Origin of the sequence: Collimonas sp. (genome assembly GCF_039923675.1) — a bacterium.
Lineage (GTDB): Bacteria > Pseudomonadota > Gammaproteobacteria > Burkholderiales > Burkholderiaceae_D > Collimonas.
Window position 1 is genome coordinate 94182 of the sequence record NZ_JBDTCG010000019.1, and the last position, 23016, is coordinate 117197.

A 23016-nucleotide genomic window follows, 5' to 3' on the forward strand; every position below is an offset into this window, starting at 1 on the left:
AACCAATAAAAAGGCCGCTGGTGCTTGATGCACCAGCGGCCTTTTTTTATCGCGCGAAATTACTCTTCTTCGGTTTTTGACACCGGTTTGGTCGGCAATGCCGGCTTGTCGTCGAAATCGACCACCGGCAAGCCGCCGTCGAGGCCGAGATAGTGTTCGATCAGGCCAAAGAAACGGTCATAGAACTGGCCGGCCGGAATCGTCTCGCTGGCCACCTTGACCAAGGAATCAGAAGTGCTGCCGATCGGCAACGACACTGAACCCAGCACGCTCAGGCCGACGCTGGCGGAGTTGTTGGTTTTCTTGAGCGCATAGCGGTCCTGGGTGGCGCTGACGAACAAGGTCGTGCTTTTGCCGTCCTTGTCATTGGGTGCGCACACCACGTGGAATTCGATTTCGACGTGGACGTCGCTTTCCGGCTGGAAGTGCTTGTGGCCATCGACCAGGTCGGCCTTGGCTTGCTTGATGATGTAACCCTGGCTGAGCAAGGTACGCCGCGCCGCTTCGCAAGTGGCCGAGCTGGAAGTGGCGAAATCGTGGGAAAACGTACTGGTTTCGCTGAATTCCTCACCTTGATAGACCGTCGGCTTGGTCGTCGAGCAACCGGCAACAGCGCCTGCCAGCAAAGTAAGCAGGAAAGCAGGCAGCAAGGCAGGGAAGGCGGACAAGCGGCTGGACATCCTGGACATAAACGAAAACTCCTTGATTCGATCGGCTAAGTTGAAGCGGCGGAAGCATTTTAGACTATCGCGCCCGCCTTTCAGCGCTATTCGACAGAAGTCGGGGAGTTTCGTTGCATTTACATCTGGTTTCCTGGTTTGTATCCTTGGTACATCTATGCAGCGTGTAGTCCGCGCACAATTGCATATTGCCCGGAATTGTCGGCCAGCCATTGTTCCGCCAGCGCGCGATTATCATGCTGCCACGGATGAAAATCGCGTTTCAGATAGCCGAACAAAGGCATGAAGCTGAGCCAGACCAAGCCATGGCGGCCGAAAAAGAAGCTGGCGGCGTCGAGCCAGGTGCTCGGCTTGAACAATACCCGGTCATGCCACAGATTGTTGACGGTTTGCCTGGTTGCCATGATGGTGAAGCGCGTCATCGCAAACATATACCAGCGCACCCGTGTCTTGTAGCTGCCCTCCAGGGTCTGATACAGATCGAAGGCAACCGCCTTGTGCTCGGTTTCTTCCACTGCGTGCCAGGTCCATAGCGTCCGTAGCATGGGATCGGCACCTTCCATTACTTCGGGATTGCGCAGCGTCAGGTCGGCCAGCACCGCGGTGTAATGCTCGAACGCGGCGGTGACCGCCAGCCGGCTGATGGCTGGCATGTTGCGTGCGCGGCCCAGCGCGATCAGTTTGGCGGCCCAATGTTGCCAGTGGTTGACCAAGCCCTGTTTTTCCAGTTGCTCGTTGTACAGCGTGTGGACCCGGCGATGGGTGGCTTCCTGGCCGATGAAATCACTGATCGTCGCCTGCAGCGAGGCGTGTTCGGCGTCGTCTGGCAACGCCAGCGCAGCTTCGCGGACAGAGTCGATGAAATCCTGCTCCCCCACCGGAAAACTCATTGACATGGCATTGAAGAATTGAGTGCGGAAGGCTTTGCCTGCCAGCCAATGACGGGGAAAACCTTGCGTCAGATCGACCAATAGCTTTCTTACCAATAACGGATTGGATGTATTCACGCGCTTATCTCTGTTGATTAACGACAGAACCAGTATACTGAGCATTATTCAGTTTTTAAACTCGCAAGTTGCTCAGTTTTTGACAGGTGCGCACATGAACAAGCGAATTCCAGGTTCCTCCTATGAAACAATGCGAAAATTGCCCACGCAGGAGCGTGCCCAACGCACCATAGAAACCATTTTCGAGACCACTGCTCAGATTTTGGAAAGCGAAGGGGCGGCCGGCCTGACCACCAACAAGGTGGCCGAAAAGGCGGGTTTTTCGATCGGCACTCTGTACCAGTACTTCCCCAGCAAGGAAGCTATCCTGACCGCGCTCATCGCGCGCGAGCGGCGGCGTGTGATGGATGAACTGGATGCATTGATGGAAAGCGCGGAGAACCAGGTCGACCAGCTCGACCCGAAAACCTTTTTGCGCCAATTCATCCGCATCAACATAGAAGGCCTTGGCAGTGGCCGGAGCGCCAAGCGGGCGATGGTGCGCTTTGCCTGGCAACACGATCATCACGACGACATTACCCAAGCCTTGCGCGAGACGGCGGAGCGGATCGCCATCAGCATGCAGCGGATTCATCACCCCAACTTGCGGCCGCCGACGCCGGCCATGATGTTCGTGGTGACGCGTGCGGTGATCGGCGCCATCCGTAGCGCTTCGCTGGAAAAATCGCCGCTGCTGGGCAGCATTGAGTTTGAAGATGAACTGGTGCAGCTGGCATGGGGCATGCTGGCGCAGCCGGCCGATTTTTAAACGGATTCTCCGCTCCCGGGGGCAGACCGGGAAAATGCCCGATAATGGCGTCGTGGCGCCAACCAATAGAAAACGCGAATGAAATACCCAGCATTGCTCTCTTTTGAAGAAATATTCCAGCAGATCAGACAGTTCGACACCATCATCGATGCCCGTACGCCTGCCGAGTTTGCCGAGGACCGGATTCCCGGCGCCATCAACTGCCCGGTGCTGGACGACGCCCAGCGGATACAAGTCGGCACCCTGTACAAACAGGTCAGCGCGTTTGAAGCGAAGAAGCTGGGGGCGGCGCTGGTCGCCAGGAATGTGGCGCAGCACATCGAAACCCTGTTCATCGACAAGCCGCGCGAATGGACGCCAATGATTTATTGCTGGCGCGGCGGCAACCGTAGCGGCGCGATGGCGCATATCCTGGCGAAAATCGGCTGGCCGGTGGTGCAACTGGAGGGCGGCTACAAGGAATTCCGTCGCTATGTCATCAGCAGTCTGGAACAGCTGCCACAGCAATTTACCTACAAGGTGATTTGCGGACCTACCGGCAGCGGCAAGAGCCGTCTGCTGCAAGTGCTGGAACAGCAAGGCGCGCAAGTGCTGGATCTGGAACAGATTGCCGCCCATCGCGGCTCGGTGCTGGGCGATTTGCCGCAGGAAGCGCAGCCGTCGCAGAAGGCGTTTGAAAGCAGGATCTGGGACAAGCTGCAGCACTTCGATGTGCGCTATCCCATCTTTGTCGAATCGGAAAGCAAGAAGATCGGCAATCTGCGCGTGCCGGAAGCCTTGATGGCGCAGATCCGCAAGTCGCCTTGTATTGCGCTGGCGCTGCCGAGAGCGGAGCGGGTCAAGCTGCTGATGGAAGATTATGCGCACTTCGTCATCGACCCCGCTTTGCTGAATACGCAACTTGCTTGCCTGGCCTATCTGCATGGACGCGAGACGGTTGGCGACTGGCAGAAAATGGCAAGCGCCGGCCAGATCGAACCCGTGGTTGATGCGCTGTTGCTGAAGCACTATGATCCTGCGTATGCGCAATCGATCAAGCGCAATTTCGATCAGTTTTCTACGGCGCAGATACTTGATCTCGCAGATATATCGGCAGAAGCGTTTTTGCAGGCGGCAAGGCAATTGTATCAAGACAAATAAGCCTGCCGCTCAACCACATTTATTCCAGGAATAGCATGTCCGACCTCTCTGAAACCAGCATCAAACTCACTTCCTTTTCCCATGGCGGCGGCTGCGGCTGCAAGATCGCGCCGGGCGTGCTGGCGCAAATCCTCAAGGGATCGAACGGCTTTCCGGTGCCTAAGGAATTGATGGTCGGGATTGAAACCGCCGACGACGCCGCCGTCTACAAGCTGAATGACGAACAGGCGTTGATTGCGACCACCGATTTCTTCATGCCGATCGTCGACGATCCTTTCGACTTCGGCCGCATCGCCGCCACCAACGCCATTTCCGATGTCTACGCCATGGGCGGCACGCCGATCATGGCGCTGGCGCTGGTCGGCATGCCGATCAATAAACTGCCGCTGGAGGTGATTGCAAACATCCTCAAGGGCGGCGAGGCGATCTGCGCCGAAGCCGGGATTCCGATCGCCGGCGGCCATACCATCGACTCGGTCGAACCTATCTACGGCCTGGTGGTGCTGGGCCTGGTGCATCCGTCCAAGGTCAAGCGCAATGCCGGCGCCAAGGCTGGCGACAAGCTGATCCTTGGTAAACCGATCGGCGTCGGCGTCCTCTCTGCCGCCTTGAAAAAAGACGCGCTGGATGCCGACGGCTACGCGGCCCTGATTGAAAATGCCACCAAGCTGAACAAGCCTGGCAAGCTACTGTCGGAAATGACCGCAGTCAATGCGCTGACCGATGTCACCGGTTTCGGCTTGCTCGGACACACGCTGGAGCTGGCGCGCGCGGCCGGGCTTTGCGCCAGGATCAGCATGGGCGCGGTGCCCTTGTTGCCGCGGGTGCAGCAACTGGCTGAACAGGGCTATGTCACCGGCGCCTCGCCGCGCAACTGGGATGGCTACGGCCATGAAGTGACGCTGGCGGCCGGCATCACCGGCGTCCAGCGCAGCCTGTTGACCGATCCGCAAACCTCGGGTGGCTTGCTGGTGTCTTGCGAAGCCGGCGCGGTTGAGGATGTGCTGGCGCTGTTCCGGCGCGAGGGCTTTGGCGACGCCGCCGTCATCGGCGAGATGACAGCGGAGACGGTTGGCGTTGAAGTGATTGCCTGATCGCTTTATGGCCCTCAGGCCCGCTTTCTGAAAAACAGGGTGTCGCCCAGCCATACCGCAATCATGGTGACGCCCATCAACGGGAACAGGATGCCAAGGATCGCCATATAGCCTTTCCAGCGCTTGATCGATGGCGGCGGTTCTACAACGCGTTTCGGCGCGCCGACTGAATTTTGCGGACGGCGCTTCCACCACATCACGAATCCCGTCACTGCCATGCCCAGCAGCGTCAGCGAAATTGCGGCGCAAAGCAACTGATTGGCCAACCCGAAATACTCCCCCATGTGCAGCGCCACGCCCAACGTCACCAGCTTTGAGACCGGGTTGTAGTCGGTAAAGCGCAGATCCTTGATGACAGCGCCGCTGTACTGGTCGATATGTAGCGTGCGCTGTCGATCCAGGTCGGAGCGCACGAATTCACCGGCGCCCGGCGCATACGATGCGGTGAAGACGCCGGAGATATTGTTCGGCAACGCCAGCTGGTAAGTCGCCATGCCATTGCGCGCCGCGATGTCAACCACCTGATCGACGCTCAGGGGCTGCGGCAGCATGTCGCGCGACATCGGCACGCCGGTGGCGCCAACCGCCCATGGGATATTCGCCAGAGGCAGATCCTGCATCTTCATCGGCATGTCGCCCATGGTGGCCATGTCGTGGGCCGCCGGGGCGGCTGCTTGCGCCGGTGGCTGCCGGCCGGAGCCGGCCCAGGTCACCACCGCCTGGAAATTCTTGCCCCAGAAGCTGGACCACGGCAAGCCGCTCAGAACGAAAAATATCGCGCCGATAGAGACCCATATGCCAACCACCAGATGCAGTTCGCGCCAGATTGCGCGGCCACGCAGGCCGAGGCGGGGCAGCAGGGTGCCCCACGCGGAGAATTGCTTGCGCGGCCACCACAGCGCAATGCCGGTGCCGACCATGATCAAGGTCCAGCAGGCCGCCAGTTCCATCAGCCAGCCGCCCCAGCGTCCCAGCAGCAGATCGCGATGGATCTGCCGCACCTGCTTCATCAGCCGGTGTTCGACGCTGAGCGTGCCGAGTATCTGGCCGTTATACGGATTGAGATAGACGCTGCTGCTGTCGCCGGACGGCAGACGGAACACTGCCTCCGTGCTGCGCTGCAGATCGGCGCTGACGGATATCGAGCTTGGTGTGGCATCCTTGGGCAAGGCGCCGGCCGCGATTCCCAGCAGCTTGTCATAACCCAGCCGCGTCTGGCCGCTTGCGGCGACATGTAGCATGTCGCCGTACAGGATATTTTCTATCTGCGGTTTGAATACATAGATGGATCCGGTGATCGCCAGCACCATCAAAAATGGCATGACGAACAGGCCGGCATAAAAATGCCAGCGCCACAGGATGCGGTAATTGCGCGATGAAACTGAGGCTGAGCTGATGTCAGCTTGCATCGGTTGCTGCAAAGCGGTTTGCATGATTCTTCCTTGCTGAAAATGGGAACGTCGAACAGGCTGAAAACTCACAGGCTGACTTTGGCTTCCAGATAAAAGGTCCGGCCCGGATACGGGTAGTAGACGTAGTAACGGCGGTTGGTGAGGTTGTCGATGCCGATGCCAAGCTCTGTATTTCTGGTCGGCTTGAACGTCAGCTTGCTGTCATAGACCAGGAAAGAACTGGCGCCGCCGAAGGTGTCCGGGTTGATGTCGGTGTTGGTCAGGGTGTTGTACTGGCGGCCGGAATAGCGCCCGGCCAGCATCGCCGTGGCCTGGTCGTTGATGCGGTAGCTGCCTATCAGGTTGGTGCGCCACAAAGGAATGCGGTAGAAATTCTTGCCGACGGTAGCCGGGTTCTTGCTGTTCTCCAGGATGATGGAACGGGTATAGCCGACGCTGGCGCTGAGGTCCAAGCCGCGCAGCAAGACGTCCTCCGCCGCATAGCTGAGTTCGATGCCGCGCGACCTGACGCGGTCGATGTTCTGGATGCTGGTCACATTGGGAAATACCGTGGTGTTGGTCTGGCTGAACAAAGTGTTCTTGACGTCGTCTTCAAACAGCGACATGCGCAGCGTGCCATTGAAATGCGCCCACTCGGCGCTGAGCTCTTTCGCCAGGTCGTTTTCCGGTTTCAGGTTCGGATCGTTGTTCACCAGCGTCGAGCCGGTCAGGCTGCCCTGGAACAGTTCGCTGACTGTCGGGAAGCGGTAGGCGCGGCCAGTGGCGAGGCGCAAGGTCAGGTCGGGACTTGCCTTGTAGGCAAGCGCCACCTTGGGCGACCAGTAGGAAAGGCTGCGGTTGTCGTAACGCTGGGCCGAGCCAGCGGTTGCACGTGCACCGTCATAGGCGCGCCAGTCTTCGTAGCGCAGGCCGTATGTCAGTTTCCACAGCTGGCTCAGCTGCCAGGCGTCCTGCGCCAACAGCGCTTGCGTTTCGGTCTTGCCGGCGAAGGCGTTATTGAAACCGCTGCTGTCGTTGCTGCGCCAGTTGTTCAGGTTGACGGTGGTGTTTTCAAGGAAGTAATTGTCGTAGTGATAGCCGATGGTCGGCCAGTGGCTGCCGGCGCTGATTGCCGCAGGTTTGTAATCAGCGGACAAGTCCAGCGTCTTCCAGCCGGAACCGTCGCCGAAAGTGGCGACGCCGCTCAGGTTGCTGGTCAGGCCGCTGTTGGCGGAGCGGGAAATGCTCTTCGATACATCGAAATAGGAGGCAATCGCCGAGTAGTTCCAGCCACTGACGTTGCGGCTTTTCAGGGTTAGGCCATATAGCTGGTTTTCACTTTCGCTGGCAGCCGGCGCAAAGAGGGATGCCGGCAAGTTGTACTGGTAGCCGCCGATATTCACCAGGCCCGAATACACCGGGTTACCCTTGGCGTCACGCAGGAAAGTCTGGGTGCTGTTGCTGACCTGCTGACGCCAGTAGCCGAAGGTGAAGCCCGCTTGCAAGGCCGGGTTTATGTCGTAGACGGCCTTGAACTTGAACTGGTCCTGCACCGCCCGTTCGGCGCCTTCGGCATTGATGCCGAAGATGGTGGCGGGAGCGCCGTTCGGATCGGTATAAGGATAAGCGCCAGTCACCGGAGTCGCAGCCGCGCCGGCGGCCCGGGTGGAGCGCGGCTGGCTGGCGTAGACGAAGGGCTGGCCGGCATTGCTCAGGTGGTCGATGCCCAGCAGGAAGGAGAGGTCGCCGACCTTGTTGCCGATTGCGGCGGTGCTTTTGTTGCCGTCGAAATGACCGTCGACGCCGAACAAGTTGAATTGCTGGCTGAATACCTGGGTCTTGGCCATCGCTTCCAGTTTGGTCGGCATCTTGGTGGTGATGGCCACCGTCGCCCCCATCGAATTGCCCGGATGCAGCGCAGAAAACGGGCCGTAGATGACATCGACCTGGGCAATGTCTTCCGGAAAAACCATCGACCAGCGCGGCGGAAAACTATGCGTATTGCCGAGGAAATTGCTGAGCAGCAGGCCGTCGGCATACACCAGCCCGCGCGCCGTTTGCGAGGTGCCGTTGCCGCGCACCGAAATAGTGGCGTTCTCATCGCCGATGAAGCGCTTGCGGATCGCCATGTTCGGCATGTATTTCAAGGCGTCTTCAGTGTTGACGACGTTCAGGTTTTGCAGCTGCTCAGCGGTGATGCGTTCGCTGCTGGCGGGCAGGTTGGGGTCGAGCACGCGTTTTTCCCGGGTGGCGGTAACGAACACTTCCGGCACGGCGTGTGAATCATCCCCGGCGGCGCGAGCACTTTGTGCAAATATGGGAAGAGCGAACGACAGCGATAATGTCGCTGCAGACAAGGCATGTGAACGACGACGCGAAAAAAGCGGCGGCGATTGGTAGTGACGCGACAAAGCACTCTCAGTTTGCGTGAGCAAATCAAGCATGGAATTCCCCTGGACTTCAATTGATGGTCGTCCCCGCCAGGTACACAGACGAGCGGGGATAAGCGGCAGCTCAGCTGCCGGAACACGGACAATCAGGAGAGCTTAAGAGGCGGGTCGAGCGGATGGGTCTGGCCGCGAAACGGCCGTGGCGGGATGTAGTCGTACAGCAGCGGGCTGGCATGCGAAACCGCAGCCGAAGTGGTCGCCAAGAGCCCAAAGGAAACCGCAGGCGGGGGGCTGTGGGACAGCAACGAGCAGTAGCCGCAGGCATTCCAATGGTCGCCGGCCGGCAGCGGCTTGCCGCCCGGGTCGGTATGCGTCAGTCCTGCAGAGGTGCAAATCTCGTTGTAGATCTGGTGATAGACCTGGATCGCTCCGCTCGCCTTGAGCGATTGCGAAATCGTCGGCATGAGGATGCCTAGCCAGATGGCAAACAGGCAGCTCCAGACAACGATTTTTTGACGGCGGATGCGAGACATGGATAGCTTGCGAGGGGTCAGTGCGTGCGAGTGCAACGCGGGAAACTCGTCGATTATAGGATGAGCCTTGCGCCAGCACAAGACCGGCAGTCGCCGATTAGGTTGCTAATGGTTGGCGCGTGCGCTGCGCCGGTACTGGCCCGGCCCGACGCCGAAGCAGCGCTTGAACACACGGTTGAAGGCGGCCTCCGACTGATAACCGACCGCCTCGCCGATATCGCCCACCGTCCGTTTGCCATGCACCAGCCACAGTGCCGCTTGCGCCATTCTTGTCTGCATCAGCATGGCCGCCGGCGTCATACCCGCCACCCGCTGGAACACGCGGGCGAAAGTGGCGCGCGACATGTTGCTGAGCGCCGCCATCTGTTGCAGCGACCACGGTTTTTCCGGCGCCGCCAAGACAGCTTGCAACGCCGCTTGCAAACGCTGTTCAGCCAGCAGCGCAAATAATCCCGGCACCGCCTCGGCCTGTTCCAGCCAGGCACGGATTACCAGCGCGAATAGTGCCGAGGACAGCTGCGCCACTACCGCGCTGGCGCCAGCCCGCTGTGCTTCGGTTTCCTGCCGCAGCATGCCGATCAGCGCCTGTAGTCCGGCGAAGTCCGGCCGGCCGCTGCTGCGCACCAGGACGATCTCCGGCAGTGCTTGCAACAAGACGTTTGATGTGCTGGCGTTGAACTCGAACTGGCCGCACAGGATATCGGTCAGCGTGCCCGCGCCACCGTTGCCGACAGTTCGGATCGTTTGCAAGCCGGGCAGGTCGTGCAATGGTGCAGCTTCACCGTTGCCCTCCGTGTACAGGCGATGCGCGTTGCCGCGCGGAAAAACAACGATATCGCCGGCCTGCAAGGCAAGCGCCGTCTGTCCGGCCGCATCCAGCCATGCCTTGCCACTCGCCACCAGGTGATAAGGCGCGATGCCGTTGGCGACGGCCGCATGATCCAGCACCCACGGCGCGCCGAAATGGCAGCGCACGTCCAGTGTGGTGCTGAGCGGATAGAGTGACAACAGGCGGCTAAGGGTATCCATGGCATGTCTTTATTGAGACGATTGAGCAAATTATAGGCGGTTTAGAGCATTAATAATTGTATTCGATCTGCCTATACTGGTTTCCATGCCGAGCCGATCTTGGCATGGAAATCTCACAATCAAGCAATCAATCAACTAAAGGAAACCATCATGACCCGTCTTCACACTCCGCCAGTAGCTGAAGCCAGCGGCCACGCCGCGCAACTGTTCAGCGCAATCAAAAGCGCCGTCGGCAAAGTCCCCAATGCTTATGCCACAGTTGGCGGCAACAGTCCGGTTGCGCTTGAAGCCGCCCTGAACCTCGACGCCGCCTTGAAGAAAAGCAGTCTGAGCGCCAGGGAGATAGAAGTGATCCGCTTGTCGGTGAGCGAAGCCGTGGCTTGCGATTATTGCCTGGCGGCGCATACGCTGATGGCGAAAAAGAACGGCCTTAGCCGCGAAGCTATTCTGGGCCTGCGCCATGGCCAGCCATCCGGCGATGCCCGCAATGACGCCTTGGCAAATTTTGTACGCAGCCTCGTCACGACCCGCGGAACGGTAGCGTCAGAGGTGCTGGGTGCCGTCAAGGAAGCCGGTTTCAGCGATGCCCAGGTTGTCGACGCGACGCTGGCGATTGCCGGTATCACCTTTACCAATCTGGTCAACCGCGTCAATGACACAACGCTCGATTTTCCTGCGGCGGACTAATTCGGCGCCCTGATTGATGGAAAAAGGGCGGACTTGTTGTAATTTGACAGACCCGCCCGCGTGTGAAAAAAGTACAAGCCGGCCCAGGCTTTTGTGGTAGCGCCTGCCTGGCCGGCAACCCTATAGTCTCCCTGCGTCACAAAGACGTGGCCGGCCACCCCGGTCTACGGTTACCGGCAGCGGTTTGCATTCCGCTGCACGGTGCTCAAAAAAACAGAGGAGACAAACGTAATGAATAAACTAGCCTATGCCGGTGCATTTGCCTGCCTGGCGTGCATGTTGCCGGTCGCCTTCGCGGCGGATTCTTGCAACGTCCCGCAATTGAAGGTGCTGGCGCAGAAAACGCTGGGACTGACTACCGTCGAAAAATCGCTGGCGGAATACAGCAAGGCCAGCGGCACCAAGGTCGATCTGGTCTATTTCGGCGAGAACGACCGCCGCGGCAAGTCGCGCCTGGACGCCGCCACCAAGGCCGGCGCTTACCAGATCTACTACGTGGATGAAGCCAACGTGGCGGAATTCGCCGCCGCCGGCTGGATCCTGCCTCTGCTCAAGTACTATCCGAAAGAGTACGATTACAACGATTTCCTGCCGGGGCGCCGTTCCGTGGCGAGCTACAAGGATGTCGCCTATTTCGCGCCGCTGTACGGCGGCGGCGACTTCTTCTATTTCCGCAAGGATCTGCTGGAAAAGGCGCACATCCCGGTGCCCAAGACGCTGGAAGAATTGCAGGCCGCCATCAAGAAATTGCACAACCCGCCCGGCGTCTACGGCTGGGTGGCGCGCGGGCAGCGTGGCTCGGGTATGAATGTGTGGCGCTGGTCGCCGTTCTTTACCGCCATGGGTGGCGAATGGGTCGGCAAGGACGGTAAAGCCGATTTCAATTCCGCCGCCGGCGTCAAAGCCACGCAAATCTACATGGATCTGCTTAAGTACACGCCGCCCGGCACTGCGACTTACGACTGGAGCAATGCTATTGAAGCCTTCCGCGCCGGCAAGGTCGCCTTCATGATCGAATCCACGCCGTTTGCGGACTGGATGGAAGACCCGAGCAAATCGTCGGTGGTCGACAAAGTCGGCTACGCGCGCCCGCCAACTCCGTTGTCCTCGGCGGGTTTTGGCCACGGCTTCGCAATCGCCACCTACGGTAGCAAGGATGAATGCACGCGCCAGGCGGCCGGTAAATTCATCGCCTGGGCCAGCAGCAAGGAGCAGGAACAGGCGCGGCTCAAGGATGGCGTCTTCAGCGATTACAACCGCAACAGCACCATCGCCAGCCCGTACTTCCAACAGCATGTCAAAGCGGGAATTGTCGCCGGCCTGAATGCGATCACCGATTCCACCAGGCTGAACATCTGGTCTTCGCCGCTGTGGCCGCAGGTTGGCGACAACCTCGGCGTGGTGCTGGAAGAGCTGTTCACCGGCAGCCGTACCGATGTCAAGGCATCGCTGGATGACGCTGCCAAATATACCGATAGCGTTATCGCCCGCGCTAGCCGCCGCAACTGAGCAAATCTTTTTTGATTGCGCCCGCTGTAGAAGCCAGGCGGCAGCTCCGATGCAACGCTGCCTGGCGCAGCCTTTCGAGAAACGATAATGAATAAACGCCATCGCTCTTCCTTGCCCTACGTATTCCTGCTGCCGCCGCTGCTGATACTGGCCGTGCTGGCGCTGGTGCCGACTGTCGGCGCCATCTACCTGGCGCTGCGCGACCGCATGCTGCAATACACCGACAGCCATTTTATCTGGTTCGACAATTTCTCCCGGCTGGCGGCGGACCGCCGCTTCCTCAACGCCATCAAGGTCTCGGTGCAATGGGAAGCCGTGACTGTGCTTGGCACGCTAGTGGTGGGTGTGCTGCTGGCCGTCTGGCTGTTTGAAAAGACCACGCCGCGCGTGCGTAACCTGCTTTCTGTGTCGCTGATCATTCCGGTGTTGTTGCCGCGGGTATCGGCGGCTTTCCTGTGGAAATTCATGTTCTCTCCCTTGCTTGGCGTCGTCAGCTGGCTGCTGGGATTTGTCGGCCTGGGCAATATCGCTTTCCTGTCCGATCCCGGCCTGGCGCTGCTGGCGGTGGCGTTTGTCGACGTCTGGCAATGGGGTTTGTTCTTCGCGGTGATCGTGCTCAAGCTGCTGGAGACCTTGCCGCCGGAACCGCTGGAAGCGGCCCGCATCGACTATGCCCGCACCTGGGAAGTGTATGCGCTGGTGGCGCTGCCGATGCTGCGGGCGCCGCTGGTCAGCCTGGCGCTGATCAAGATGGTCGAATCCTTGCGCTCTTTCGACCTGATCTATGTCATGACCAAGGGCGGTCCCGGCATCGCCACCGAGACGCTGGACATGTATGCCTATTCGCAGGGGATCGGCTTGTCCGGCGATATCTCGTATGCCTCGGCGATGGCGGTCTTGATGATGATACTGACCACCGTGATGTTCACACTCATTTGGAAGCGAGCGAAAAAATGGCAAGAGTAGTCGCGGAGGTAACGGTCGTCGTCGAACTGAGGCCGCTGGCAACAGGTTCCAGCGTGGGACACTTGCTGCGCCAGCCATTGAAAATATTGAACTGGCTGGGCCTGGCCTTGCTGGTGACTGTAGCCTTGTTCCCGGTGCTGTGGGCGGTGTTGAATTCGCTCAAGGAACTGATGGATATCGTCTCGCCGACGCCGCGCTTCATTTTCCGGCCGACCCTGGACAACTACCGCCAGGTGCTGCAGACGCCGGAGGTGTTATCCGGCCTGTACAACAGCATCCTGGTGGTAGGCGCGGCGGTGGGGCTGGGCGCCGTGCTGGGCATACCCGCCGCCTATGCCATTGCGCGCTATCCGTTCCGCAAGCGCGACGATGTCCAGTTCTTCGTGCTGTCGCTACGCTTCCTGCCGCCGGTAGCGGTGGCGATTCCGTTGATGGCGATCTGGATCGACCTCGGCGTCTACGACACCCGCTTCTCGCTGATCGTGACCTATCTGCTGACTACCTTGTCGACCATTATCTGGCTCTCGATACCCGCGTTCCAGCGGGTGCCGCGCGAGGTTGAGGAAGCCGCCACCATCGATGGTTACGGCCCGTACGCGGTGTTCTGGCGCATCGCCTTGCCGATTGCATCAAAGACGCTGCTGGGCGGCGTGGTGTTCAGTTTCGTGCTGGTCTGGAATGAACTGATGATGGCGCTGACCTTGACCTCGCAGCAAGCCGCCACCTTGCCGGTGATTGCCGCCACATTTACCTCAATGGGTCAGGAAGTGCCTTGGGGCGTAGTGAATGCATCCACCGTGCTGCTGGCCTTGCCGCCGCTGGTATTTCTGGGTTTGCTCAGCCAGCTGCTCAATTCAATGCTGAAGCACCGCTGACGCAGCGTGCAACTGTGTGCAACTTCGCGCGACGCCAGCGATAACGAATACGGGGTAGCGCCGTTCCGCTGCACAGACAAGATGATGGAGTAAATGATGAAAGCCCTAGTCCTGGAAAAGCAGCATGACATCCGACTGCGGGAGATTGAGCTGCCATTGGTGGTCGGTCCGCGCGATGTCAAGATCAAGATTCATACGGTAGGCGTTTGCGGTAGCGATGTGCATTACTACCAGCACGGCAATATCGGCCCGTTTGTGGTGAATCAACCGATGGTGCTGGGTCACGAAGCCGCCGGCGTGGTGGTGGAGGTCGGCGCCGGCGTCACCGGTCTGAAGGTGGGAGACCGCGTCTGCATGGAGCCTGGCGTCCCGGATTTTGAATCCAAGGCAACGCGGCTGGGTTTGTACAACCTTGATCCCGCCGTGAGCTTCTGGGCCACGCCGCCCGTCCACGGCTGCCTGACGCCGTTCGTCTCGCATCCTGCCGCCTTTACTTTCAAGCTGCCGGACAATGTCAGCTTTGCCGAAGGCGCCATCGTCGAGCCGCTGTCGATCGGCCTGCAAGCCGCCACCAAGGCCAAGATCAAGCCGGGCGACCTGGCGGTGGTGCTGGGCGCCGGAACGATCGGCATGATGACTGCGCTGGCGGCGCTGGCAGGCGGTTGCAGCCGGGTGGTGATCTGCGACCTGGTGCAGGAAAAACTGGATTTGATCCATGCGTATCCGGGCATCACCACGGTTAACCTGCGCCAGCAATCTTTGCCGGATGTCGTCACCGGCCTGAGCGGCGAATGGGGTGCGGATATCGTGTTTGAAGCCAGCGGCAGCGAAAAGGCCTACGACGGTATCTTCGACCTGCTATGCCCGGGCGGCTGCCTGGTGCTGGTCGGCATGCCGGCCAACAAGGTGGCGATCGATATCGTCGCGATCCAGGCCAAGGAAATCCGCATCGAATCGGTATTCCGTTATGCAAATATCTTCCCGCGCGCGCTGGCTTTGATCGCTTCCGGAAAGATCGACGTCAAGCCGTTCATTTCACGTTCGTTCAAGTTTGCCGACGGCGTCGCCGCCTTCGAGGCAGCCGCCAGCGGTAATCCGCACGACGTCAAGATCCAGATCGAGTTGGAGTAAGCGCCATGGCCAGCATTGTTTGCGACAAATTAGTGAAACATTACGAGGGCAATCCGGTGGTCCATGATTTCAGCATGGAGATCGCGGATGCCGAATTCATCGTATTGCTAGGCCCCTCCGGCTGCGGCAAGTCGACCATCTTGCGCATGATGGCGGGACTGGAAGAGATCAGCGGCGGCGCCCTGCATATCGGCGCACGGCAGGTGAACGACCTGCCGCCGCGCGAGCGCGATATCGCCATGGTGTTCCAGAATTACGCGCTATACCCGCACATGACGGTATACGACAACATGGCCTTCGGCCTGCGCCGCTTGAAGACGCCGGAAAGCGAGATCAGGCAGCGTGTCGAGCAAGTGGCGCAGATGCTGAACCTGGACCCGCTGCTGCAACGCAAGCCGAAGCAGATGTCCGGCGGCCAGCAGCAGCGGGTAGCGATCGGTCGCGCCATGATCAAGACGCCTTCGGTATTTTTGTTCGATGAGCCGCTGTCGAATCTGGACGCCAAGCTGCGCGCCCAACTGCGCGGCGACATCAAGCGCCTGCACCGGCAACTGGCGGCCACCTCGGTCTACGTCACCCACGACCAGCTGGAAGCGATGACGCTGGCCGACCGCATCGTGCTGCTCAAGGCCGGCCGCATCGAGCAGGTCGGCACGCCGGCCGAAATCTACAACCATCCGGTATCCAAGTTCGCCGCCGGCTTTATCGGTACCCCGGCGATGAATTTCATCGATTGCGCGGCGCGTCACGAAGACGGCATGACAGTGCTGGACAGCGGCGAAGCCGAATGGCGGCTGCCGCGATCCCTGTTTGCGATCGACGACGGCCAGGCCGTGGTGCTGGGCGTGCGCCCGAATCACATGTTCACTACCAGCGCCGGCGACCAGCAGATCGAGGTGGTGGGCCAGGTCGACCTGGTGGAACTGCTGGGCGCCGAGTCCTTGGTCAGCCTGCTGCACGCCGAGCGCGAAATCACGGCGCTGGTGCCAGCCAACCGTTGCCCGCAGGTGGGGGCGCAAGTATGCTTTAATGTCTCGATGAGCGATCTGCACGTGTTTGACGCAGAGACAGGTCGCAGCCTGGTATTGCGGCATTAATACTGGGCAATAAAAGGAGATCGTGTCATGCGGCCAGACCTGGAGCTCATCCAAAAAGTACAGTACCAGTCGTTTCGCGTCTGGTCTCACGGCTATCCGCATCAGGTAGCGAAATGGCATTATCACCCCGAGTACGAGCTGCACTACTTGTGCGCGACCCAGGGCAAGATGTTCGTCGGCGACTATATCGGCGATTGCGGTCCCGGCAACTTGGTATTCACCGGCCCCAACATCCCGCACAACTGGGTTAGCGAACTGGCGCCGGGCGCCAGTGTGGCGGACCGCGACCTGGTGCTGCAGTTCGGCGCCGAGTTCGTGCAGGATTGCATGGCGCTGTTTCCGGAGTTCGGCCAGGTGCAGAATCTGCTCGACGAGGCGCGCCGGGGCGTCCAATTCGGCACGGAGGCGGAAGGGCGCGCTCACGAAGCCTTGAGCGCCATGCTCAGCGCCAGCGACGCCAGGCGGGTAATCCTGTTCCTGGATCTGCTGGACTATCTGTCGCATGCGCCGCGGGTGCAACTGGCAAGCCCCAGCTACGACCCCAGCATCGACCAGCGCCGCAACGCCGTCATCAATCAGGTGCTGGCCTATATCCTGGAAAACTACACCGCCGATTTGCGCGAGGCCGATGTCGCCGAGCTGGCAAGGATGGCAGCCGCGGCGTTCTCACGCTTTTTTCGCAAGAGCACCGGCCTGACCTTCGTCCAGTACGTCAACCACCTGCGGCTCAACCGCGCTTGTGAACTGCTAATGAATACGGATCTGTCGGTGACCGATATCTGCTACCGCGTCGGCTTCAACAACGTGTCGCATTTCAACCATCAGTTTTTGCAGAAAAAGCAAATGTCGCCGTCGAAGTTTCGCGCCTGTCATCTCACGCAAAGCAGCTGCGCGGCAGCCCAATCTGCAGTCCAATAAAAAGAGGAATTCATTCATGTTTTTGGGCATCGACCTCGGCACGTCCGAGCTCAAGGCAATGCTGGTAGACGGCGACAACCAGCCAATCGCAAGCAGCGCCGTCAAGCAAGGCATCAGCCGCCCATATCCGTTATGGTCGGAACAAAGCCCCGAAAGCTGGTGGCAGGCGACTTGCGAAGCGCTAGACCAGTTGCGGACAGCCGCGCCGGGGGCGTTCGCAGCGGTGCGCGCCATCGGCATCTCAGGCCAGATGCACGGCGCCGTCCTGCTCGACGCCCGCCGCCGCGTGCTGCGCCCGGCGATCCTCTGGAACGACACCCGTTCCTTCGCCGAATGCATCGAACTGGAAGCGCTGGTGCCGGAGTCGCGCCAGATTACCGGCAACCTGGCGATGCCGGGCTTCACCGCACCGAAATTGCTATGGCTGCAAAAGCACGAATCGGCGGTATTTCGCAGTATCTCGAAAGTGTTGTTGCCCAAGGATTACCTGGTATTCCGCCTCACCGGCGAACTGGTGTCCGACATGTCCGACGCCGCCGGCACCTTGTGGCTCGACGTCGCCCGCCGCGACTGGTCGGACCGCATGCTGGCCGCCACCGGTCTGACGCGCGAGCAGATGCCCGCCTTGATCGAAGGGCGCGACGTCGCCGGCCAGCTCAAGGATGAGCTGGCGCGGCAATGGGGTTTCAAGGGGCCGGTGCCGGTAGCCGGCGGCGCTGGCGACAATGCCGCATCGGCGGTCGGGGTAGGGATGGTCAGTCCGGGCAGCGCCCTGGTATCGCTCGGCAGTTCGGGCGTGATATTTGTCTCGAACGACCATTTTTCACCGAATCCCGCCCAGGCCGTGCATGCTTTCTGCCACGCCTTGCCGCAACGCTGGTGCCAGATGAGCGTGACCCTGGCAGCGACCACCAGCCTGTCCTGGGCCACACGCCTCACCGGGCACACCAGCGAAGCAGCCTTCGCCAAGCTGGCGGAAGACGCCGCTATCGAAGCCGCACCGATTTTCCTGCCCTACCTGAACGGCGAGCGCACCCCGCACAACAATGCCCAGGCCAAAGGCATGTTCTATGGCTTGAGCTCCAGCACCGACGCCGCCGCGATTGCGTACAGCGTCATGGAAGGCGTAGCGTTCTCGCTGGCCGACGGCTACGCCGCACTGGGCGCGGCCGGCACCCGTATCAAGCAAGCCACGTTCGTCGGCGGCGGCGCCCGCAGCCGGTTCTGGGGTTCATTGGTGGCTTCGGCCTGCGGCTTTTCTTTGCTGCGGCCGGTGGGTGGCGATCTTGGCGGCGCTTTTGGCGCGGCGCGGCTGGCGCGGATGGCCGTCACGGGCGAGTCTGCTGAAGCGGTTTGTACGGCCTTGCCGACGGCTGACGTGATTGCGCCATCGGCGCCGCTGGCTGAGCGCCTTAAGCCGCGTTACGAGCGCTATAAGCGACTATATCAGGCATGCAGCGAAGATAGCTTCAAGTGATGGCGTTAGCTAGCGTCGTTCTGAATATCGAGGGGGCAGATAGTGGTTCTGCTGGCAAGATTTAATTCGGGCTATGATTGGTCTTGTTGTCGATCACTCATAGGAACGAGCCATGAAATTTTCTAAACAGGTCAAGCCCATCAGCTACCTCAACAGCGATGCTGCCGAGATCGTCAAAGACATCTCAGAGAGCCGGGAACCTATGCTCGTTACCCAGAATGGTGAGGCAAAGCTGGTCGTGATGGGTGTCCGCTCATACGAAGAACAGGAACAGACCCTAGCCCTGTTGAAGATTTTGGGGCTTGCTAATCAGGAAATAAAACCAGGGCAGTTCCGATCCTCTGACGAAGAGTTTGCCGAACTGGACAAGGAAGATGCTCAGTGAGTCTTTGGGTCGTGTTTAAGACGGCTACTGAGAGCCCCCTGGCATTCAAGTATTTAAAACTGTTATCCGCAGCGCAAATGACAATCTTTTTTATTCTTCAACGACCCTTTTAAATGCGTTAACTGTATTTGTACTGCGGCTCCGGCATCGCTGTCAGCTGCTGCAACGAAGCAATCAGATCAGCAAAACGCTGCCCCTGCACCGTGACGTGCTGGCGTAGCAGGTCGGCGGTCTGTTCACTGTCGCCGGCGATGATCGCCTGCACTACGCCGTCATGCTCTTGGTAAGATACATTCAGGCGGTCGCGCACCCGCAGCTGTAGTCGCCGGTAGGGGCGCAGCCGGCGTTGCAGCGAACGTGCCTGTGTCACCAGGAATGTATTGTGGCTGCCTTCGTAGATGGCGTCATGGAAGGCTTCGTTCTTGTAGAAATAGCTGTCCGGATCGTGCGCATCGCGCGCTTCCATGCAGGCTTGGTGCGCCGCCAGTAGCTGTGCATGTTCTTCGCTGGACATTCTGCGCGCCGCCAGGCGTCCGCACATCGCCTCCAATTCTGCCATGACTTCGAACATTTCTATCAGCTGGCGCGGGCCGATTTCCGCCACCACGGTGCCGCGCCGCGGGCGGGTGACGACGATGCCCATGGACGCCAGTTGGATCAAGGCTTCACGCACCGGCGTGCGCGACACGCCGAATTTGATGGCGAGGTCGGTTTCATCAAGATGCTGTCCTGGGCGAAACTCACCAACTACGATCATTTCTTCGATGGTTTCACGCAGGGATTCCGAGCGATTTTTTGTCGTCAGCATAATTAGGCCGTTTCTGGGATTATGTGTATTCGAGATTTGATTGTAAGGCGTATTTATTCGTTGACATAAAAATGTTTTATGGAATACTGTGTATACAAGGAAATGAGAAAAGAATACATAGCATCTATCTTCAGCAATAATCGCATGAAAAGTAGCTAATATTGTATCGAGTGTTTTTCCACCAGAGGAGAGGGGATATGTCTTTAGTCAGCAGAAGAACGGTACTGGGCGCACTTGCGAGCACGCCGTTCTGGTCAATGTCGTCAGTCTGGGCGCAATCCAGCGCCCTTAAAATTTCACATCAGTTTCCCGGCGGTAGCATTAGCGAAGGCGACTTCCGCGACCGGCTGACCCGCATGTTCGCGGCGGAAGTCGGCAAGCGCACCAACGGCAGCTTGAAATTTGAAATCTATCCCGGCTCTTCCTTGATGAAGACCAACTCCCAATTTTCCGCGCTACGCAAGGGCGCACTGGATTTCTCCCTGGTGCCGCTCAACTATGCCGGCGGCGAAGTGCCGGAAGTTAACATCGGCCTGATGCCCGGCCTGGTGACTTCGTATGAACAAGGCGCGGCCTGGAAGAATGCGGAAGTGGGCAAGGAGTTGTCGCGCATCTTGCTGGAAAAGGGCGTGATTATCGTTAGCTGGATCTGGCAGGCGGGCGGCGTTGCTTCGCGCACCAAGCCGATTATCGATCCGTCCGATGCCAAGGGTCTGAAGGTGCGCGGCGGTTCGCGCGAGATGGACATGATTTTGAAGGAAGCCGGCGCCGCCGTGGTGACGCTGCCCTCCAACGAAATCTACGCGGCGATGCAGACCGGCGCGATGGATGCCGCCATGACGTCCTCGACGTCGCTGATCTCCTTCCGCCTGGAAGAAGTGTCGAAGAGCCTGACCAGCGGCCGCGACAAGGCTTACTGGTACATGCTGGAGCCGTTGATGATTTCGAAAGCGACCTTCGATCGCCTGACCAAGGAGCAGCAAACGGCAGTCATGGCGGTGGGCGCCGAGATGGAAAAATTTGCCGAGAGCGCCGCACGGCTGGACGATTCGAGCGTCGCTGCGGTCTATCAAAAGGCCGGCGCCAAGGTGGTCGATCTGAACGCCGCCACTGTCAAGAAATGGCAAGACATTGCGCGCAATACCGCATGGAAGGACTATGCGGCAAGAAACGACAATTGCGCCAAGCTGCTGAAACTGGCTGAGAAACTCCTATGAGCCACGGCTTCGACGCGAAGCCGAACGCCGTGCCTGTATTGCCTGCCACGCCGGATAATCCGGTGGTGGCGGTGTTGGCCGGCGCGCTTGACCGCTTCAATAAATTTGCCTTGTACCTGTCGATGGTAGCGCTCATGCTGACCGCGCTGATCATGACCTATTCGGTGGTGGCGCGCTATTTTTTCCATACGCCGACCGACTGGCAGGACGACGCCACCGTCTTCATGCTGGTCGGCGTGATTTTCCTGTGCGCCGGTTATGCCCAGTCTTTCCGCGGTCATATCGGCATCGAAGCCTTGTCCTCAATACTGCCTGCTGCGGTGAACGCAGTGCGCCTGCTGCTGGTCGATGTGGTTTCCTTTTTATTCTGCGCTTTCTTTTCGTGGAAATCCTGGGCTTTGTTCCATGAAGCCTGGTCTGAAGGCCAGACTACCTCATCCACTTTCGCACCGCCGCTGTGGATTCCTTATTCGTTAATGGCGCTCGGCATGACCGTGCTGACCTTGCAAATCCTGGTGCAGGTGCTGACGCGCCTGACCGACCGCCAGAAAACCGCCGCCAAACAAACTGTCACGGGAGTGTAATGAGTCCGCTTGCCCTAGGTGCTTTATACGGCATCGTCACGATCGTCGTCATGTGTTCCGGCATGCCGATCGCTTTTGCGCTCGGCGTGGTCGCGACCGGTTTCATGTATTTCTTCATGCCGGCTTCTTCGCTCGATACCGTTACCCAAAATGTCTACGAAGAAATCGCTTCCGTCACGTTGCTGTCGATTCCGCTGTTTATCTTGAAGGGAGCAGCCATCGGCAAATCGCCGGCGGGGCGCGACCTGTATTCGGCGATCCATGCCTGGCTGAACCGGGTGCCGGGCGGCCTCGGGATCGCCAACGTTTTTGCCTGCGCCTTGTTTGCGGCGATGGCCGGCTCTTCACCGGCGACCTGTTCGGCGATCGGTTCGGCGGGTATTCCGGAGATGCGTCGTCGTGGCTATTCACCTGGGTTCGCGGCGGGCATCATCGCTGCCGGCGGCACCTTGGGAATTCTGCTGCCGCCTTCGATCACCATGATCTTGTACGCGGTGGCCTCGGAGCAATCACTGGGCCGCCTGTTCCTGGCCGGTATCGGCCCCGGCATGTTGCTGGTGCTCATGTTCGCCGGTTATGCCGTGTACCGCGCCCGCAAGGAATACCGCATGGCGCATGCGATCTACAGCCAGGGCGGGGTCAAGTCGGCCTATCTGGATGACGAACACTTCACCCTGGCGCAAAAAGTAGAGATGCTGCCCCGCGTGCTGCCTTTCCTTATCCTGCTGATCGGCGTCATGATTGCCTTGTACGGCGGCTTTGCCACGCCGTCGGAAACCGCCGGCCTCGGCGCCTTGATGGCGATCGTGCTGATCGCCGTGGTGTACCGCTTGTGGCGGCCACGTGACCTGATGCCGTTCCTGAATTCGACCATCAAGGAATCCTCCATGTTGCTGCTGATTATCGGCATGTCCTTGCTGTATTCCTACGTGATGAGCTACCTGCATATCAGCCAGTCGGCGGCGCAATGGGTGGTTGCGCTACATCTGTCTAAATGGCTGCTGCTGGCGGTGATTCTGCTGATGGTGATCGTGCTCGGCTTCTTCCTGCCGCCGGTGTCGATCATTCTGATGACCGCGCCGATCATCCTGCCGCCGCTGCGCGAAGCCGGTTTCGACCTGATCTGGTTCGGCGTGGTGATGACGGTGGTGATGGAGATGGGCTTGATTCATCCGCCGGTCGGGTTGAACCTGTTCGTCATCAAGAACATCGCCCCCGACATTCCGTTAAGCGAAGTCATCAAGGGCACATTGCCGTTCCTGCTGCTGATGTTCCTGGCGATTATCTTGCTGTGCCTGTTTCCTGGCATCGCCACCGGATTGCCGGACATATTGATGGGAGCTCGCTGAC

The 23016-nt window shown here is 59.5% G+C and carries 22 protein-coding genes; 15 read left to right on the forward strand and 7 right to left on the reverse strand.

Annotated features, from left to right (window positions below; all coding sequences use genetic code 11):
- Positions 1-59: 59 nt before the first annotated feature.
- Entirely contained in the window at positions 60-689 is a 630-nt protein-coding gene (locus ABI171_RS05485; RefSeq protein WP_348091604.1) for a DUF2242 domain-containing protein, read from the reverse strand.
- A 146-nt stretch (positions 690-835) separates the two neighbouring features.
- A complete protein-coding gene (locus tag ABI171_RS05490) occupies positions 836-1687 on the reverse strand; it encodes a metal-dependent hydrolase (protein WP_348091605.1) in 852 nt (283 codons plus the stop codon).
- Positions 1688-1817: 130 nt separating this feature from the next.
- Between ABI171_RS05490 and ABI171_RS05495 the strand changes: the two genes are divergently transcribed.
- The 3 genes from ABI171_RS05495 to selD all read left to right on the forward strand — a co-directional run bounded on the left by ABI171_RS05495 (position 1818) and on the right by selD (position 4669).
- Positions 1818-2435, forward strand: a complete 618-nt coding sequence (locus ABI171_RS05495) for a TetR/AcrR family transcriptional regulator (protein WP_348091606.1) — start codon at positions 1818-1820, stop codon at positions 2433-2435.
- A 78-nt stretch (positions 2436-2513) separates the two neighbouring features.
- Positions 2514-3575, forward strand: coding sequence for a tRNA 2-selenouridine(34) synthase MnmH (mnmH, locus tag ABI171_RS05500; RefSeq protein WP_348091607.1), 1062 nt, complete (start codon positions 2514-2516; stop codon positions 3573-3575).
- Positions 3576-3610: 35 nt separating this feature from the next.
- Positions 3611-4669 carry a selenide, water dikinase SelD gene (selD, locus tag ABI171_RS05505; protein ID WP_348091608.1) on the forward strand — a complete coding sequence of 353 codons (1059 nt, stop codon included), beginning with the start codon at positions 3611-3613 and terminating at the stop codon, positions 4667-4669.
- Positions 4670-4683: 14 nt separating this feature from the next.
- Here selD and ABI171_RS05510 read toward each other — a convergent pair whose 3' ends face one another.
- The 4 genes from ABI171_RS05510 to ABI171_RS05525 form a co-directional block, all read right to left on the reverse strand.
- Entirely contained in the window at positions 4684-6102 is a 1419-nt protein-coding gene (locus ABI171_RS05510; RefSeq protein WP_348091609.1) for a PepSY domain-containing protein, read from the reverse strand.
- Between the two features lie 44 nt (positions 6103-6146).
- A complete protein-coding gene (locus tag ABI171_RS05515; RefSeq protein ID WP_348091610.1) occupies positions 6147-8504 on the reverse strand; it encodes a TonB-dependent receptor in 2358 nt (785 codons plus the stop codon).
- A gap of 92 nt (positions 8505-8596) precedes the next feature.
- Complete coding sequence (locus ABI171_RS05520; RefSeq protein WP_348091611.1) at positions 8597-8983, reverse strand: DUF2946 domain-containing protein; 387 nt, start codon at positions 8981-8983, stop codon at positions 8597-8599.
- A 105-nt stretch (positions 8984-9088) separates the two neighbouring features.
- Positions 9089-10012: an AraC family transcriptional regulator gene (locus ABI171_RS05525; protein WP_348091612.1), complete on the reverse strand. Its 924-nt coding sequence runs from the start codon at positions 10010-10012 to the stop codon at positions 9089-9091.
- Positions 10013-10162: 150 nt separating this feature from the next.
- Between ABI171_RS05525 and ABI171_RS05530 the strand changes: the two genes are divergently transcribed.
- The 9 genes from ABI171_RS05530 to ABI171_RS05570 all read left to right on the forward strand — a co-directional run bounded on the left by ABI171_RS05530 (position 10163) and on the right by ABI171_RS05570 (position 19057).
- Positions 10163-10699, forward strand: a complete 537-nt coding sequence (locus ABI171_RS05530) for a carboxymuconolactone decarboxylase family protein (RefSeq protein WP_348091613.1) — start codon at positions 10163-10165, stop codon at positions 10697-10699.
- Positions 10700-10975: 276 nt separating this feature from the next.
- Positions 10976-12208 carry a sugar ABC transporter substrate-binding protein gene (locus ABI171_RS05535; RefSeq protein WP_348091677.1) on the forward strand — a complete coding sequence of 411 codons (1233 nt, stop codon included), beginning with the start codon at positions 10976-10978 and terminating at the stop codon, positions 12206-12208.
- An 87-nt stretch (positions 12209-12295) separates the two neighbouring features.
- A complete protein-coding gene (locus ABI171_RS05540) occupies positions 12296-13174 on the forward strand; it encodes a sugar ABC transporter permease (RefSeq protein ID WP_348091614.1) in 879 nt (292 codons plus the stop codon).
- A 53-nt stretch (positions 13175-13227) separates the two neighbouring features.
- Positions 13228-14049: a carbohydrate ABC transporter permease gene (locus tag ABI171_RS05545; protein WP_348091678.1), complete on the forward strand. Its 822-nt coding sequence runs from the start codon at positions 13228-13230 to the stop codon at positions 14047-14049.
- A 96-nt stretch (positions 14050-14145) separates the two neighbouring features.
- Positions 14146-15180 carry an NAD(P)-dependent alcohol dehydrogenase gene (locus ABI171_RS05550; protein ID WP_348091679.1) on the forward strand — a complete coding sequence of 345 codons (1035 nt, stop codon included), beginning with the start codon at positions 14146-14148 and terminating at the stop codon, positions 15178-15180.
- Between the two features lie 5 nt (positions 15181-15185).
- Positions 15186-16277, forward strand: coding sequence for a sn-glycerol-3-phosphate ABC transporter ATP-binding protein UgpC (gene ugpC / locus ABI171_RS05555; protein WP_348091615.1), 1092 nt, complete (start codon positions 15186-15188; stop codon positions 16275-16277).
- 27 nt (positions 16278-16304) lie between these two features.
- Positions 16305-17195 carry an AraC family transcriptional regulator gene (locus ABI171_RS05560; RefSeq protein ID WP_348091616.1) on the forward strand — a complete coding sequence of 297 codons (891 nt, stop codon included), beginning with the start codon at positions 16305-16307 and terminating at the stop codon, positions 17193-17195.
- Between the two features lie 16 nt (positions 17196-17211).
- Positions 17212-18672, forward strand: a complete 1461-nt coding sequence (gene xylB, locus ABI171_RS05565) for a xylulokinase (protein ID WP_348091617.1) — start codon at positions 17212-17214, stop codon at positions 18670-18672.
- Positions 18673-18784: 112 nt separating this feature from the next.
- Complete coding sequence (locus ABI171_RS05570) at positions 18785-19057, forward strand: type II toxin-antitoxin system Phd/YefM family antitoxin (protein ID WP_348091618.1); 273 nt, start codon at positions 18785-18787, stop codon at positions 19055-19057.
- Between the two features lie 118 nt (positions 19058-19175).
- Here the strand turns inward: ABI171_RS05570 and ABI171_RS05575 are convergent, their stop codons facing one another.
- Positions 19176-19865 (reverse strand): GntR family transcriptional regulator, encoded by a 690-nt coding sequence (locus ABI171_RS05575; protein ID WP_348091619.1) that lies wholly within the window; start codon positions 19863-19865, stop codon positions 19176-19178.
- A 197-nt stretch (positions 19866-20062) separates the two neighbouring features.
- Between ABI171_RS05575 and dctP the strand changes: the two genes are divergently transcribed.
- Genes dctP through ABI171_RS05590 form a run of 3 tightly spaced genes read left to right on the forward strand, consistent with a single transcriptional unit; the run spans position 20063 to position 23015 of the window.
- Entirely contained in the window at positions 20063-21082 is a 1020-nt protein-coding gene (gene dctP / locus ABI171_RS05580) for a TRAP transporter substrate-binding protein DctP (RefSeq protein WP_348091620.1), read from the forward strand.
- Positions 21079-21666, forward strand: a complete 588-nt coding sequence (locus ABI171_RS05585; protein WP_348091621.1) for a TRAP transporter small permease — start codon at positions 21079-21081, stop codon at positions 21664-21666. Before dctP ends, ABI171_RS05585 begins: the two co-directional genes overlap by 4 nt.
- Positions 21666-23015 (forward strand): TRAP transporter large permease, encoded by a 1350-nt coding sequence (locus ABI171_RS05590; protein ID WP_348091622.1) that lies wholly within the window; start codon positions 21666-21668, stop codon positions 23013-23015. Before ABI171_RS05585 ends, ABI171_RS05590 begins: the two co-directional genes overlap by 1 nt.
- Position 23016: the final 1 nt, after the last annotated feature.